Raw genomic sequence first — 14,683 nt, 5'->3', positions numbered from 1 at the left:
ATAAATATGGAAAAAATTATTTCGTATCCCTTATCGATACTTTATGCTATAGTTTTTTTATTCTGGTTACTTATTTTTCATCCTATTCAATTGGTTTGTTATCATTTGTTAGGATATAATGCTCACAGGTTGTCCGTTGCGTATCTAAATATGTTTTTGTTGCGAACTTCACATATCTTAGGAACTTCTTATAAAATTGAAGGCAGAGAAAAATTGCCTACAAATCAACCTTTAGTTTTGGTGTGTAACCACCAAAGCATGCACGATATTATTCCAATCATTTGGTTTTTAAGAAAAGTGCATCCAAAATTTATTAGTAAAAAAGAACTTGGAAAAGGGATTCCTAGTGTGTCTTTAAATTTGAGAATTGGAGGTTCTGCGCTAATCGATAGAAATGATGGAAAACAAGCATTAGCAGCAATAAAAAAAGTAGGAGAATATATCAATTCTAATAACTTTTCTGTTGTTATTTTTCCTGAAGGGACGAGAAGTAAGACAGGAAAACCTAAAGAGTTTGCTATCAACGGATTAAAAATGTTGTACAAATTTGCCCCAGATTCGTATTTTGTCCCTATCAGTATAAATAATTCATGGAAGATGAATAAGTTTGGATCTTTTCCAGTTGGATTAGGCACTCAAATTACCTTTCAAATTCATGAACCCTTAAAAGTTTCCGATTATTCTTTCGAAGAAATTTTCGAAAAAACAGAACATACAATTAAATCATATATAAAATAAAACCTATGTCATTACACAATATAAGACTTGAAGTCATGCAGTTATTGGAAAGAAAAATCGATTCTTTTATGGAAGAATTTTTAATTCCAGTAGAAAAAATATGGCAACCAACGGATTTATTACCAGACTCTAAAAATGAGAATTTTTTAGAAGAAGTAAAAGAATTAAGAGAAATCTCTAAAGATTTACCTTACGACTTTTGGGTAACATTAGTTGGTGATACTATAACTGAAGAAGCCTTGCCAACCTACGAATCGTGGTTAATGGACGTAGAAGGTATTGATAATGTTGAAAGAAATGGCTGGAGCAAATGGGTGCGCCATTGGACAGGTGAAGAAAACCGTCATGGTGATGCCTTAAACAAATATTTATATCTTTCTGGAAGGGTAAATATGAGGGAAATAGAACAAACTACTCAACATTTAATTAATGATGGTTTCGATATTGGAACAGGTAGAGATCCTTATAAAAACTTTGTTTATACCAGTTTTCAGGAGTTAGCCACTTTTGTTTCCCATAATAGAGTAGCACAAATTGCAAAAAAATATGGCGAGAAAAAGCTATTTAAAATGTGTAATTTAATTGCAGGTGATGAAATGCGTCACCACTTAGCTTATAGCGAATTTGTAAACCAAATTTTTAAAATCGACCCAAGTGAAATGATGCTTTCTTTTCAGTATATGATGAAGCAAAAAATCACAATGCCAGCACTTTTCTTACGTGAATCTGGTGATAAAATTGGTAGTGCTTTTGAAGCGTTTTCAGATTCTGCTCAACGAATTGGAGTATATACAGCATCTGATTACGTAGATATTTTGCAAAAATTAAATGAGAAGTGGGACATTGGAAACATCAATGGCTTAACAGCTGAAGCAGAAAAAGCAAGAGATTACTTAATGAAATTACCTGAAAGAATGAGAAAAATCTCTGAACGTTTAATCATTCCAGAAGACGGTCATATTTTTAAATGGGTAGAACCTGCTTTAATTAGATAATCAAAAAAATTTAATAACATAAATTCCAAATTCTAAAACTTAACTTTTGAATTTGGAATTTTTATTTCAACATTTATATGTCGTCAGTATTAGAAAACACCATTAACTTCGTAAAAAAACAATTAGAACATGCAGAAAGCGGGCACAATTGGTTTCATATGGAACGCGTTTACAACAACGCATTATTAATAGCAAAAGGGGAAATTTGCAACTTAGAAGTGGTTCAACTTGCAGCTTTGTTACACGATATTGCCGATAGTAAATTTCACGAAGGTGATGAAACAGTTGGTCCGAAAGTGGCTAGAGATTTTTTAGTTTCTGAACATGTTTCGGAAGAGACTATTCAGCATGTGGTAAAAATTATTGAAAATATTTCTTTTAAAGGTGGCAATTTCGAAAAGAAATTCACCTCTAAAGAATTAGAAATCGTTCAAGATGCCGATAGGCTAGATGCTATTGGAGCAGTTGGAATCGCTCGCACTTTCAACTATGGCGGATTTAAAAACAGAGAAATTTATAATCCTGATATTTTACCTAATTTAAACATGTCGAAAGAAGAATATAAAAATTCGACCGCACCAACCATTAATCATTTTTACGAAAAATTATTACTTTTAAAAGATAAAATGAATACCGAAACGGGAAAAAAAATTGCACAACAACGCCATGAATTTATGAAAACGTTTTTAGAGCAGTTTTATAAGGAGTGGAGTGGGGTTGTTTAGTTTACAGTCTCAGTTTACGGTCTCAGTTTACAGTTTCAGTGTTCAGTCTCAGTGTTCAGTATATAAAATAAAAAAAAGCAGTTTTCATTATTGAAAACTGCTTTTATATTTAAAATAGTCTGCTTACTAATTCCCAAACTGAAAACAGAAAACTGAGACTGAAGACTTATTACACTACACCTTGACCTAACATAGCATCTGCAACTTTTACGAAACCAGCAATATTTGCTCCTTTTACGTAATCTACATAGCCATTTCCGTCAGAACCATAAGCTACACAAGCTTCATGAATATCTTTCATGATAGTTTTTAATCTTTGATCTACTTCTTCAGAAGTCCAACTTAAACGTAAAGAGTTTTGAGACATTTCTAAACCTGAAGTCGCTACACCACCAGCATTAGAGGCTTTTCCTGGTGCAAATAAGATTTTTGCATTTGTGAAAACAGTAACTGCTTCTGGAGTTGAAGGCATATTCGCTCCTTCAGCCACACAGATACATCCGTTAGCAACAAGCATTTTAGCTTCTTCTTCGTTCAATTCGTTTTGAGTAGCACAAGGTAATGCGATATCACATTTTACTTCCCATGGACGTTTTCCTTCTACGAATTTTGCAGATGGATATTTCTTAACGTAATCAGAAATTCTTCCGTAGTTTACGTTTTTAATTTCCATAACATACGCTAATTTCTCAGCATCAATACCTGCTTCATCATAAATATATCCAGAAGAATCAGACATAGTTACAACTTTACCACCTAATTGAGTTGCTTTTTCAGTTGCATATTGTGCTACGTTTCCAGAACCTGAAACCACTACAGTTTGTCCTTCGAAACTTTTTCCTTTAGTTTTTAACATACTATCAGCGAAATACACATCTCCATAACCTGTAGCTTCAGGACGGATTAATGAACCACCGAAAGAAATTCCTTTACCAGTTAAAACTCCAGTAAATTCGTTTCTTAATCTTTTATATTGTCCAAACATGTAACCCACTTCACGTCCACCTACTCCAATATCTCCAGCAGGAACGTCAGTATCTGCACCAATGTGTTTAGATAATTCTGTCATGAATGCCTGACAAAATCTCATAATTTCTATATCAGATTTACCTTTTGGATCAAAATCAGCTCCACCTTTTCCTCCACCCATTGGTAAAGTAGTTAATGAATTTTTAAATGTTTGTTCAAAAGCTAAGAATTTTAATATACTTAAGTTTACAGATGGATGAAAACGAATTCCTCCTTTGTATGGTCCGATTGCAGAGTTCATCTGAATTCTGTAGCCTCTGTTTACTTGAGTTGTTCCTTTGTCGTCAATCCAAACCACTCTGAACATAATTACTCTTTCTGGCTCCACCATTCTTTCCAATAACATTTTGCCTTGGTATTTAGGATTTTCCTCGATAAACGGAATAACTGTTTCTGCAACTTCTCTTACGGCTTGCATAAACTCTGGTTCATTTGCATTTCTTTTAGCTACTTCGCCTAAAAATGCTGTAACACTTTGACTCATAATTATATTTTTAAATTTTTTTTTCTGATTGCAAATATACAGTTATAAAAAAAAAATACATCGTTTTCGTAAAAAAAATAACCTTTTTTTAAGAAAATGAAAAACAGCGCGAACGATACTAAGAAATCTTAAAAAAAACATCAATTTTCGAATAAAACAAAAAAAATATTTTAATATGAAGTTTGTTTTTTTATATTTGTCAGATAAAATTTCCCAGCAATGAGTAAAAAAATAATTTACAGCCTAATATTAGCACTTGGAATTTCAAATTTATCGAGTGCACAGTTTGGTTTTTCACATGAAGTTGGTGCTTTTGTAGGGCCAGTTGCCTTTCAATCAGACTTTGGTGAAAGACGCGATTTATCTACAAATGCTGGAAATACAGGTTTTGGAGTGGGGATTGTTCATTATATGAATTTCTCTTACAGAGCAGAATGTAATTGTTACACGCCAGAAACCTATTTTAATGATCACTTTAAATTAAGAACAGAACTTTCGTATACTAAAACAAAATTAGATCATTTTGGGGAATGGGCTGAAAAACAGACTGATGGTGGAAGACAACTTAGAGCCATGGATGGTGAAGCTAAAGTTACAGACATCGGAATGCAATTAGAATATTTTCCATGGAGTATCCGACAATTTACAGCTACTGATGGCGCTTGGGCTCCATTTGTTGGACTTGGAGCACATTATAATTTTTATAAACCAAATGTTTACACTACAACAGGGAATGGAGTGGTATCATCGTTAACCATGCCATGGTTTCCAAAATATTATGACGGTGGAGTAAATAATGAAGGTGGAAGTACATGGAGCATTGTGTCTAGTGTTGGTTCTCGTTACAAGTTAACAGAGTTATCAGATTTATTTGTAGAATTAAGATGGCAATATTATTTTTCTAATTGGGTAGACGGAGTAAATCCAGATCAAGCAAGATTTCCAGAAAACAAAGTAAATGATTGGAATGTTTGGTTAAATTTTGGATACATTTATTACTTAGATTAAATAGTAATTCCCATTAAAATTTTAAAAACTCATCTACTTTGTTAAAAATAGATGAGTTTTTTTGTGTAATGGCACAATTATTGATTTTTATTTTTTAAATTTACAACTTAAACATTTCTTATGAAGAAAAATTACATTTATATTTTACTTTGTTTTTTAGCATTTAGTTTTACCTCTATGGGGCAAGATGTTAAGAACAGTAATGCTTCTAAGTCTCAAGAGCCAACTATTGAAGGGTTAAGTTTATATCCCAATCCGAATAATACTGGTAAAGTTTACATTACTTCTAAGTTAAATCTTGAAAAAAAGGTTGAAGTATTCGACGTATTAGGTAAAAAAGTAATCGACGTTACTTTGTTTACCAAAGAACTAAACATCGCTAATTTAAATCCTGGTGTTTATATTATTAAAATAAAAGAAGGAGAAGCATCTGCGACAAGAAAGCTTATCATCAACTAAAATAGGATTCCTAGATAAATTGCATATAATGTTTATTGTCTAGGAATTTTTGTGTCTACTTATCTCAAATCTTATATGAAAAAAATTTACTCATTCTTTTTAATGTTTTTTGGAGCATTATCATTTGCACAAACTTTTTATTCTGAAAACTTCGGAACTCCATCTGGTACTACTCTAATAACTGGTTATTCAGGTTGGCAAGTTGGTTCGCCGGTAACCTATTCAGGGTCTGGTGATGTAAGAACAACAGGAGCGTCTTCAGGATATGCTGGAGCTTCAGGCTCTGGAAATGTTTTTTTAACATCAACTGCTGGTAGAAATTTAATTATTTCAAACATTAATTCTTCTGCTTTTAACCAGGCTGATATCCAATTGTCATTTGGCTATTTAACTAGCAGTGTAGCAACACAATTAGTGGTGGAAACTTCAACAAATGGTACTACTTGGACGCCAATAACTTTTACACAAAACACAACAACTACATGGAATTTAGTTACTGTTTTAGGCGGTCAAATTCCTTCATCAACAACATTATCATTGCGATTTACACAACCGGCAACGGCATCTATGCGTATTGATGATGTAAAACTTTCGAGTGTATCTTCTTCTTGTACTTTGGTTTTGGGAGCAGCCACAACAACTTGTTCTGCTTCTACCTTAGCGTTAGATACATATAGTGTTTCTATTCCTTTTTCAGGAGCTGGAAATGCTACTTATGTTATTACTCCAACTTCAGGGACTGTCGGTGGTGATAACCCAACTGCTGTTGCAACAGGAAATATTATAATTTCAGGAATTACGGAGAATACGCCATATTCAGTGAGCATTACAGGTGGAACATGTAACTTTACGACTAATGGAAATTCACCAGAGTGTAAACCCTTAAATGCTTTAACTTTTCAAGAACCATTTAATTATACGGTTGGAAGTTCACTTGGTGCGCAACAAACTTGGTCAAATTTAAATTCAGGAGATTTAATTACAGTTGAATCTGGGAACCTTACCTATGGTACTTTGGCCGGAACAGGTAATTCGGTTAGTTTTTCAGGTGCTGGAATTGAAACTTTTTCTCCTTTTACACCAACAACTTCTGGTACTATTTATGCAGGTTTTATGTTTTCAGTTACAGATTTAAGCAACGTAACAGATGGAGTAGATTCTTATTTTGCCGTTTTAACAGATGCTGCTAAAAATTTTAAGCTAAGACTTTTTACTAAAAGAGTAGCATCGCAATATCAAATTGGTTTTGATAGTGCAGCTACTACAACAAATTACGACACTACATTAAGAAATATTGGAGATGTAGTTTACGTTATTATGGGATACGATTTTGCAACAAATACAGTTGTTAATGTCTGGATCAATCCAAATTTAGCCACTTTTTCAAGTGCTACACCACCAACTTTAACAGCCACAACACCTGCGATTGCAGATTTAGGTGGATTTGTTTTAAGACAAGACGGCAGTACTTCGACACCAACTATAAAAGTGGATGAACTAAAAATAGGTGCTTTAGCTGCAGAATATAACTTATCCTCTGCGACTTTTTCTCAGATTGATGGGCTAAAATTATATCCTAATCCAACCAAAAATAGTTTATACATTGAAACAGCTATAAATAGTACTATTTACGTTTCAATTGTAGATTTGTTAGGAAAAGAAGTAATTAACACTAAAGTTGCTAATAATCTTGTTAATGTTTCAAACTTAACTTCAGGAATTTATATCGTGAAAATTACAGAAGAGGGAAAAACAGCGACTAAAAAATTGATTATTAACTAGTTGTTAAAAGATTAACATTAAGAAAACATTAATTTCCTAATTAAAGTTAGTTAGGAAATTAAATTTGTTTATATCTTTGTACTCAATTTAATTTATTCAAAAATGAAAAAAATTTACTCAATCTTTATTGGTTTAATTTCAGTTGCAAGTTTTGGACAAGTATTGTCAGAAGATTTCAACTATGCTGATAACGCACTTTTAACTGCTAATGGCTGGACTGCTCATAGTGGAGCTGGAACACAAGCAATTGATGTTGGTACTTCAAACGGTTTAACGTACACAGGTTATTCTGGGGTAACTGGTTTTACTGCTGCTGCAATTGGTAATGCTGTAAGATTAGATAACAATGGAGAAGATATCAATAAAGCATTTGCTGCACCTGTAACTTCAGGAGATTTATACGTTTCTTTTTTAATTAACGTATCAACTGCTGTAGATGGGTATTTTTTAAGTTTAGGTACAGGAACTTCAACATTCTATTCAAGATTTTATGCTAGACCTTCTGCTACATCAGGAAAAATAAACTTTGGAATCGGTAATGCTGCTGCAACTTATTCAACAACAGATTTCGACCCAAATACAACGTATTTAGCAGTTATTAAATATAGTGTTTCTGCTACCGGTCCTGTAAGTTTGTGGATAATTCCTTCTGGAATACCTGCAACTGAAGCTGCTGCTGGTGCACCTACTGCTACTTCATCAGGTTCAGGAAATGCAAGTGTTGCTGGGGTTTATTTAAGACAATATAATGCATCTCAAAACATCACTATAGATGGTTTAAGAGTTTACCCAACTTGGTTTAATACTTCTGCTTGTCCTTTAACTTTAGGTACAGAAGTTGCTGTTTGTGATGCTATCACTACAGCTATTGACACATATACCGTAACAATCCCTTTTACAGGTGGAAACAGTGGTTCTTATACTTTATCTGCTACTAGTGGAACTATTTCAGGTGATAATCCTTCAACAACAGCTACTGGAAATATTATTATTTCTGGAGTAAATGAAGGTACTAATGTTACTTTAACTGTAACTGGAGCTTGTTCATTCAATAAAGTAATTACTGCATCTGATTGTAAGCCAATTAACGCTCTTCCATATAGTGAGCCATTTAATTATACAGTTGGAAACTCATTAGGAGCAGAGCAAAGATGGACAAATGTTAACACAGGAGACAACGTTTTAGTTGCAACAGGAAACTTAAATTACACTGGAATTACTTCAACAGGAAATTCAATCTCTTTCTCTGGTGCAGGTGCTGAAGTTAGAACTCCATTTACATCAACTAACTCTGGTACAATTTATGCTTCTTTTTTAGCAACCGCTTCGGATTTATCTAATGTAACTGTAGACTTAACAAATACTTATTTTGCATTTTTCACTGATGCAACAGGAGCTACAACAACAGCAAGAATTTGGATTAGAAAAAATGGAACACAATACCAATATGGTTTAGGTTCGGGTACAGCTCCAACAAACTGGTCTGCAAATTTATATAATGCTAATGATACACAATATCTAGTTTTAGGATATGATTTTGGTACTAATCTTTTATCATTATACGAAAACCCAACTGTTGCTGGTTCTTCAAGTTCAACTGTAAGTGTAACTCCAACAGCGGCTTTTACTACATTAGGAGGATTTATGTTCCGTCAAGATGGTGCTGCTAACACTCCGACAATGATCATTGACGAGTTAACAATTAATACTACACCAACTTTTACTTTATCATCTTCATCTTTTTCTCAAATTGAAGGTTTAAAAATGTATCCAAACCCAACTAAAAATAATTTATTTATTGAAACAGCTTTAAATAGCGATATCAATGTATCAATTGTAAACATGTTAGGTAAAGAAGTTGTAAGCGCTAAAGTAGTTAACAATACTGTAAACGTTTCTAACTTAACTTCTGGAATTTACATTGTAAAAATTACTGAAGAAGGAAAAACTTCAACTAAAAAATTAATTATTGAGTAATTAATTTAAACGATATCTTAAAAAGCACCAACTTTAGTTGGTGCTTTTTTTATGTTCAAAAAACGGAAAAGCAACGTGCAACTAATAATCTTTTTCTACTTTTGCAGAATGATTTCAAAAGAAGATATTTTCTCCATTGCATCTAAAAAAGAATTTGAAAAAATTACTTTAAAAGTTTTTCGTTTTCAATACGAGAATAATAGCGTATACCAATCTTTCTGCATTCATTTAGGAAAAAATCCAAGTAACGTAAAGCAAATTGCTGACATTCCTTTTCTACCAATTCAGTTTTTTAAATCTGATACCATTGTGAGTACTTCAAATCAACCACAAGTAGTTTTTACAAGTAGTGGTACAACAGGAATGATTACAAGTAAACATTTTGTAACTGATGCGTCACTTTACGAAGACAGTTATAATAAGGCTTTTGCTCAGTTTTATGGAAATATTGAAGACTATTGTGTTTTAGCCTTATTACCCTCTTATTTAGAGCGTGAAGGCTCTTCATTGATTTATATGGTAGAAGATTTGATCAAAAGAAGTAATCATAAAGACAGTGGTTTTTATTTGAATGATTTGGAACAACTTTCTAATAAAATTATTGAACTAGAAAATGAAGGTCAGAATATCATTTTAATAGGTGTTACTTATGCTTTATTAGATTTAATTGAATTCAAAAAATTTCAGTTGAAAAACACTATCATCATGGAAACTGGTGGAATGAAAGGTAGAAGAAAAGAAATGATAAGAGAAGAACTACATCAAATTCTTTGTGAAGGTTTTGGCGTACCTACCATTCATTCCGAATACGGTATGACTGAACTTTTATCGCAAGCTTATTCTCTAGGAAATGGAATTTTCGAATGTCCAATTTGGATGGATGTTTTAATTCGAGATACCGAAGATGCTTTAAGTTATGTTGAAAATGGAAAAACTGGTGGAATCAATGTAATAGATTTGGCAAACATAAATACTTGTTCTTTTATAGCTACACAAGATTTAGGAAAAAAATTCGAAAACAAAACCTTTGAAGTTTTAGGTCGGTTTGATAATTCTGACATCAGAGGTTGTAATTTAATGGTTTACTAATTTCGAAAACCAAAAAACATTTAAAAAAATCATGATTTTTACAGATACACATACCCATTTATATTCCGAAGAATTTACAGAAGACAGAGATATAATGATACATCGTGCTTTCGAAGCAGGTGTTACTAGACTTTTTGTGCCGTCAATCGATAGCAGTTACACGCAAAACATGTACGATTTAGAAGCTCAATATCCAGCAAACGTATTTCTAATGATGGGTTTGCATCCTTGTTATGTAAAAGAAAATTATACTGCTGAATTAGCACATGTAGAAACCGAATTGGCAAAAAGAAAATTTGCAGCCATAGGTGAAATTGGAATCGATTTATTTTGGGATAAAACGTTTTTGAAACAACAACAAGAGGTTTTTATCAGACAAATTCAACTAGCTAAACAATATAAATTACCAATCAATATTCATTGTCGAGATGCCTTTGATGAAGTTTTAGAAATTTTAGAACAAGAAAAATCACCTGAACTTTGGGGAATTTTTCATTGTTTCACAGGCGATTTCAACCAAGCCAACCAAGCTATCTCTTGCGGCATGAAATTAGGAATTGGTGGTGTAGCCACATTCAAGAACGGTAAAATTGATCAGTTTTTAAACGAAATTGAGATAAAAAATATTGTTTTAGAAACCGATTCGCCCTATTTAGCACCCGTTCCGTTTCGTGGCAAACGAAACGAAAGTAGCTATGTAAAACTAATTGCTGATAAATTATCTGAAATTTATAACTTGCCTTTAGAAGAAATAGCCGCAATAACTACACAAAATAGTAAAGATGTCTTCGGATTTTAATATTTGATAACGTTTAATTCCTATTTTTTTCGTTTTTTTGTAGATATAAAATACAGTATGTCGAAATTTGATAAAATACGTCCTTATTATGATGCTGAAGTAAACGATGCTATTCGTGCTTCAATCAATCATCCTATGATGAAAGCATTGATGGATTTTGCTTATCCGAACGTGGAAGAAAGCGTTTGGAAAGAACAATTACTTCGTACCCATTCTATTAGAGATTTTCAAATTAATTTTGCGTATCACGCCATAAAAAAGATTTTGGAGAAAAGTTCTGATGGCTTAACTACTTCCGGTTTTGAAAAATTAGAACCGAATACGTCTTATTTTTTCATTTCGAATCATAGAGATATTATTTTAGACACTTCCTTGCTAAATGTTTGTTTGCATGAACACGGCTTGGTAATGACCGCTTCTGCCATTGGTGATAATTTAGTTAAGAAAGATTTTTTATTGATGCTATCTAAACTAAATAGAAACTTTTTAGTGCAAAGAAATTTGTCGCCACGAGAATTGTTAGAAAGTTCGAAATTACTTTCAGAGTACATGTACCGTTTGGTTTCGAAAGAAAATCGTTCGGTTTGGATTGCACAACGTGAAGGAAGAACAAAAGACGGAAATGATGCCACTCATTCTGGTGTTTTAAAAATGATGGCTATGGCTTCCGACGAAAAAAACACGATGGATTTCTTTAAGAAAGTTAAAATCGTACCGGTTTCAATTTCCTATGAATATGATCCAACCGATGCTTTAAAAATGCCTCAATTAATGGCTGAAGCTAACGATGAAATTTATACCAAAGATAAAAACGAAGATTTTATAACGCTTTTAAGTGGAATTATTGGTCAGAAAAAGCGCATTCACATTCATGTTGGTGATGTTTTAGATTCGGAATTAGATGCAATTTCTGCCGAAACAACTAATTCTAACAAGCAAATGTTTGCATTAGCTCAAGTAATAGATGATTCTATTTTACAATCTTACAAGCTTTGGCCAACAAATTATATTGCATACGATTTATTATTCAATACCGATTCAAATTCTGATAAATATACCGAAAAAGAAAAACAACTTTTTGAGCGCAGATTAGAATTAAGAATTAATGCCGAAGATGCTAAAATGAAAGAAAGTTTCTTAGCTATGTATGCCAATCCGGTAATTAACAAATTAAAATATCAAAAAATTGAAAGCGCTAACTAAGCCAAACATTCTACTAATTTATACAGGTGGAACAATCGGTATGATTAAAGATGCCGATACAGGTGCGTTAAAAGCTTTCAATTTTAAGAAATTAATAAAAGGTATTCCTGAACTTAAATTGTTAGATTGTACGATCGAAACGGTTTCTTTTGAAAAACCCATCGATTCTTCAAATATGCAAATTAAGGATTGGCAAAAAATGGCAGCAATCATTGAAGAAAATTACCTTAATTTTGACGGTTTCGTGGTGCTTCATGGTTCCGATACGATGTCTTATAGTGCTTCTGCTTTAAGTTTTATGTTTGAAAATTTAAGTAAGCCTATCGTTTTCACAGGTTCTCAATTACCAATAGGCGATTTGCGTACCGATGCGAAAGAAAACTTAATTACTGCCATTCAAATTGCTTCCTTGCAAGATAAAGGAAAACCCGTAATACAAGAAGTTTCTTTATATTTCGAGTATAAATTATATAGAGGCAACCGAACGACTAAAATAAGTGCCGAACATTTTAATGCCTTTACTTCACCAAATTTTCCAGAATTAGTAGAATCTGGTGTGCATTTAAATGTGAATACCTCTATTTTATTGAAACAAAAAACCACTAAAAAACTAAAAGTTAATACCAGTTTTGATGACAATGTTTTAATATTAAAATTATTTCCGGGTATTAATAAAACCATTTTGCATGCTCTTTTGCACACGCCTAATTTAAAAGGTGTAATTTTGGAAACTTATGGTTCTGGTAATGCACCAATGGAAAATTGGTTTATTAGCGAAATTGATAATGCCATTCAACGAGGTTTGCATATTGTTAATGTGACACAATGTAGTGGTGGAAGTGTGTTGATGGGCACCTATGAAACTAGTACTCAGTTAAAAGAAATAGGTTTAATTTCAGGAAAAAATATTACTACCGAAGCAGCCATAACAAAATTAATGTATTTGTTAGGACAAAACGTGGCTAATTCAGTTTTTAAAACTATTTTTGAAACGCCTTTACGCGGAGAAATGAACGATTAAAATTAGAAAGGTGGCCGAGTGGCTTAAGGCGCACGCTTGGAAAGCGTGTTCCCGATTTTCGGGACGAGGGTTCGAATCCCTTCCTTTCTGCAAATAATATAGTGATGAAAAAAGTTTTGTTTTTTTTATGGATGCCTTTTTTTTGTTTTTCACAAGAAACACTTCCACAGGAAGTTAAGACAATTGAAATAGATTCACTGTTCAGAGAAGACCAATTTTATGCGTCTTTAAGTTATAATTTAGTTCAAAACCGTCCAGCTGGTTTTAAGCAATTTTCATTTTCGCCAGGTATCACCTTTGGTTTTTTAAGAGATTTTCCGATTTCAAAAAACAGGCATTGGGCGATAGCACCCGGATTAGGCTATTCCTATAATAACATTAAGCAATTTATTAATTCAGATGAACTTGCGGGTAGCGATATTATTGTTCCTGCAGAGAATATTCGTACAGTAATTACTACACACGGTATTGAATTTCCGCTTGAAGTGCGCTGGAGAAATGCCACGCCAACAAGTCATATTTTTTGGAGAATACACACTGGTTTTAAAGCAACTTATGTTTTTAATTCTAAGTTGAAAATTGAATCTTCTACCGGAAGTACAAAAGAATCCATTTCAGACGAAATCAATCGTTGGCAATATGGTGCTTATATTTCTGTCGGATTTAACACTTGGAACCCCTATATATATTATGGCTTAAATCCAATTTTTAAAGACGGTTCAAAAATTAGTAATTTTAATATTGGGTTTCAGTTTTATATACTGTAAAACCATAATAACACTTGTGGAACCCCACCAATTAGTATTCCAATAATTAACTCAAAGGGTGTGTGGGCTTTCATATATAAACGAGATGAAGCAACAAAACCCATACACATTATTAAATAGGCTAGCGTGTAAGTAGCTTCGATTTCTAAATAACTGGTTAACATCATTATAAAAGTAAATAAGGATGTGCAACCGATCATGTGTAAACTTGCTTTAAATCGTATAAGCACCAATATAAAAGCTAAAAAAGAACTTAGTAATCCCGCTTGAAAAAACTTGTAAAGTTCGGGAAAATGTATGTCTAAAATGGTGAAATTTAGCAAGCAATATAAAAGTAAAATTTGTATAAAAATAGGGTATTTTCTTTCTTCAATTGTGGCTTCAGTAAACGATTTTACTACTTTTAAAGTTTTTAGTAACGTGTAAAAGCAAATGGGTAGTAATATAGTTAAGATAAAAATTTGAAAGATCGATAAATAAACTTCTGTGGTTAACTTTAAATTTTTTGTAAATAAAAAATACAAAAAAGCACCATAAATAGAAATAAAAATGGGATGAAAAATGTATGAAAACGGAACTAATAGATATTTTGTTTTCAATTTTAATA

At 32.6% G+C, this 14,683-nt stretch carries 14 protein-coding genes and 1 tRNA gene; 13 read left to right on the top strand and 2 right to left on the bottom strand.

The window, feature by feature from the left end:
- Nucleotides 1-6: 6 nt before the first annotated feature.
- From G4D72_RS09470 to G4D72_RS09460, 3 genes are all read left to right on the top strand, one after another.
- A complete protein-coding gene (locus tag G4D72_RS09470) occupies nt 7-738 on the top strand; it encodes a lysophospholipid acyltransferase family protein (protein ID WP_166077441.1) in 732 nt (243 codons plus the stop codon).
- A 5-nt stretch (nt 739-743) separates the two neighbouring features.
- Entirely contained in the window at nt 744-1,733 is a 990-nt protein-coding gene (locus G4D72_RS09465; protein WP_166077440.1) for an acyl-ACP desaturase, read from the top strand.
- A 77-nt stretch (nt 1,734-1,810) separates the two neighbouring features.
- Nucleotides 1,811-2,458, top strand: coding sequence for an HD domain-containing protein (locus G4D72_RS09460; protein ID WP_166077438.1), 648 nt, complete (start codon nt 1,811-1,813; stop codon nt 2,456-2,458).
- A gap of 169 nt (nt 2,459-2,627) precedes the next feature.
- Here G4D72_RS09460 and gdhA read toward each other — a convergent pair whose 3' ends face one another.
- Nucleotides 2,628-3,971: an NADP-specific glutamate dehydrogenase gene (gene gdhA / locus G4D72_RS09455; protein ID WP_166077437.1), complete on the bottom strand. Its 1,344-nt coding sequence runs from the start codon at nt 3,969-3,971 to the stop codon at nt 2,628-2,630.
- A gap of 219 nt (nt 3,972-4,190) precedes the next feature.
- Between gdhA and G4D72_RS09450 the strand changes: the two genes are divergently transcribed.
- From G4D72_RS09450 to G4D72_RS09405, 10 genes are all read left to right on the top strand, one after another.
- Nucleotides 4,191-4,979, top strand: coding sequence for a THC0290_0291 family protein (locus G4D72_RS09450; protein ID WP_166077436.1), 789 nt, complete (start codon nt 4,191-4,193; stop codon nt 4,977-4,979).
- Nucleotides 4,980-5,099: 120 nt separating this feature from the next.
- On the top strand, nt 5,100-5,438 hold the full coding sequence (locus G4D72_RS09445; protein WP_166077435.1) for a T9SS type A sorting domain-containing protein: 339 nt from the start codon (nt 5,100-5,102) through the stop codon (nt 5,436-5,438).
- A 75-nt stretch (nt 5,439-5,513) separates the two neighbouring features.
- Entirely contained in the window at nt 5,514-7,220 is a 1,707-nt protein-coding gene (locus G4D72_RS09440) for a T9SS type A sorting domain-containing protein (protein ID WP_166077434.1), read from the top strand.
- 102 nt (nt 7,221-7,322) lie between these two features.
- Nucleotides 7,323-9,197 carry a T9SS type A sorting domain-containing protein gene (locus tag G4D72_RS09435; protein WP_166077433.1) on the top strand — a complete coding sequence of 625 codons (1,875 nt, stop codon included), beginning with the start codon at nt 7,323-7,325 and terminating at the stop codon, nt 9,195-9,197.
- A gap of 108 nt (nt 9,198-9,305) precedes the next feature.
- Nucleotides 9,306-10,286 carry a LuxE/PaaK family acyltransferase gene (locus G4D72_RS09430; protein WP_166077432.1) on the top strand — a complete coding sequence of 327 codons (981 nt, stop codon included), beginning with the start codon at nt 9,306-9,308 and terminating at the stop codon, nt 10,284-10,286.
- Nucleotides 10,287-10,317: 31 nt separating this feature from the next.
- The gene (locus G4D72_RS09425) at nt 10,318-11,085 is read left to right on the top strand and encodes a TatD family hydrolase (RefSeq protein WP_166077431.1); all 768 of its coding nucleotides are present in this window, start codon (nt 10,318-10,320) and stop codon (nt 11,083-11,085) included.
- A 57-nt stretch (nt 11,086-11,142) separates the two neighbouring features.
- A complete protein-coding gene (locus tag G4D72_RS09420; RefSeq protein WP_166077430.1) occupies nt 11,143-12,288 on the top strand; it encodes a 1-acyl-sn-glycerol-3-phosphate acyltransferase in 1,146 nt (381 codons plus the stop codon).
- Between the two features lie 40 nt (nt 12,289-12,328).
- Nucleotides 12,329-13,309: an asparaginase gene (locus tag G4D72_RS09415; protein ID WP_235922488.1), complete on the top strand. Its 981-nt coding sequence runs from the start codon at nt 12,329-12,331 to the stop codon at nt 13,307-13,309.
- A gap of 4 nt (nt 13,310-13,313) precedes the next feature.
- Nucleotides 13,314-13,399 (top strand) — tRNA-Ser (locus G4D72_RS09410).
- A gap of 14 nt (nt 13,400-13,413) precedes the next feature.
- Complete coding sequence (locus G4D72_RS09405; protein ID WP_166077428.1) at nt 13,414-14,076, top strand: porin family protein; 663 nt, start codon at nt 13,414-13,416, stop codon at nt 14,074-14,076.
- On the opposite strand, the gene G4D72_RS09400 is transcribed toward G4D72_RS09405, so the two are convergent.
- Nucleotides 14,064-14,675: a hypothetical protein gene (locus tag G4D72_RS09400; protein ID WP_166077427.1), complete on the bottom strand. Its 612-nt coding sequence runs from the start codon at nt 14,673-14,675 to the stop codon at nt 14,064-14,066. The genes G4D72_RS09405 and G4D72_RS09400 overlap by 13 nt on opposite strands.
- Nucleotides 14,676-14,683 lie beyond the last annotated feature (8 nt).

The organism is Flavobacterium difficile (assembly GCF_011392115.1).
GTDB classification, from domain to species: Bacteria; Bacteroidota; Bacteroidia; order Flavobacteriales; family Flavobacteriaceae; genus Flavobacterium; species Flavobacterium difficile.
The sequence above is the reverse complement of the archived record's forward strand: the minus strand, read 5'-3'. Positions and strand labels throughout refer to the sequence as shown.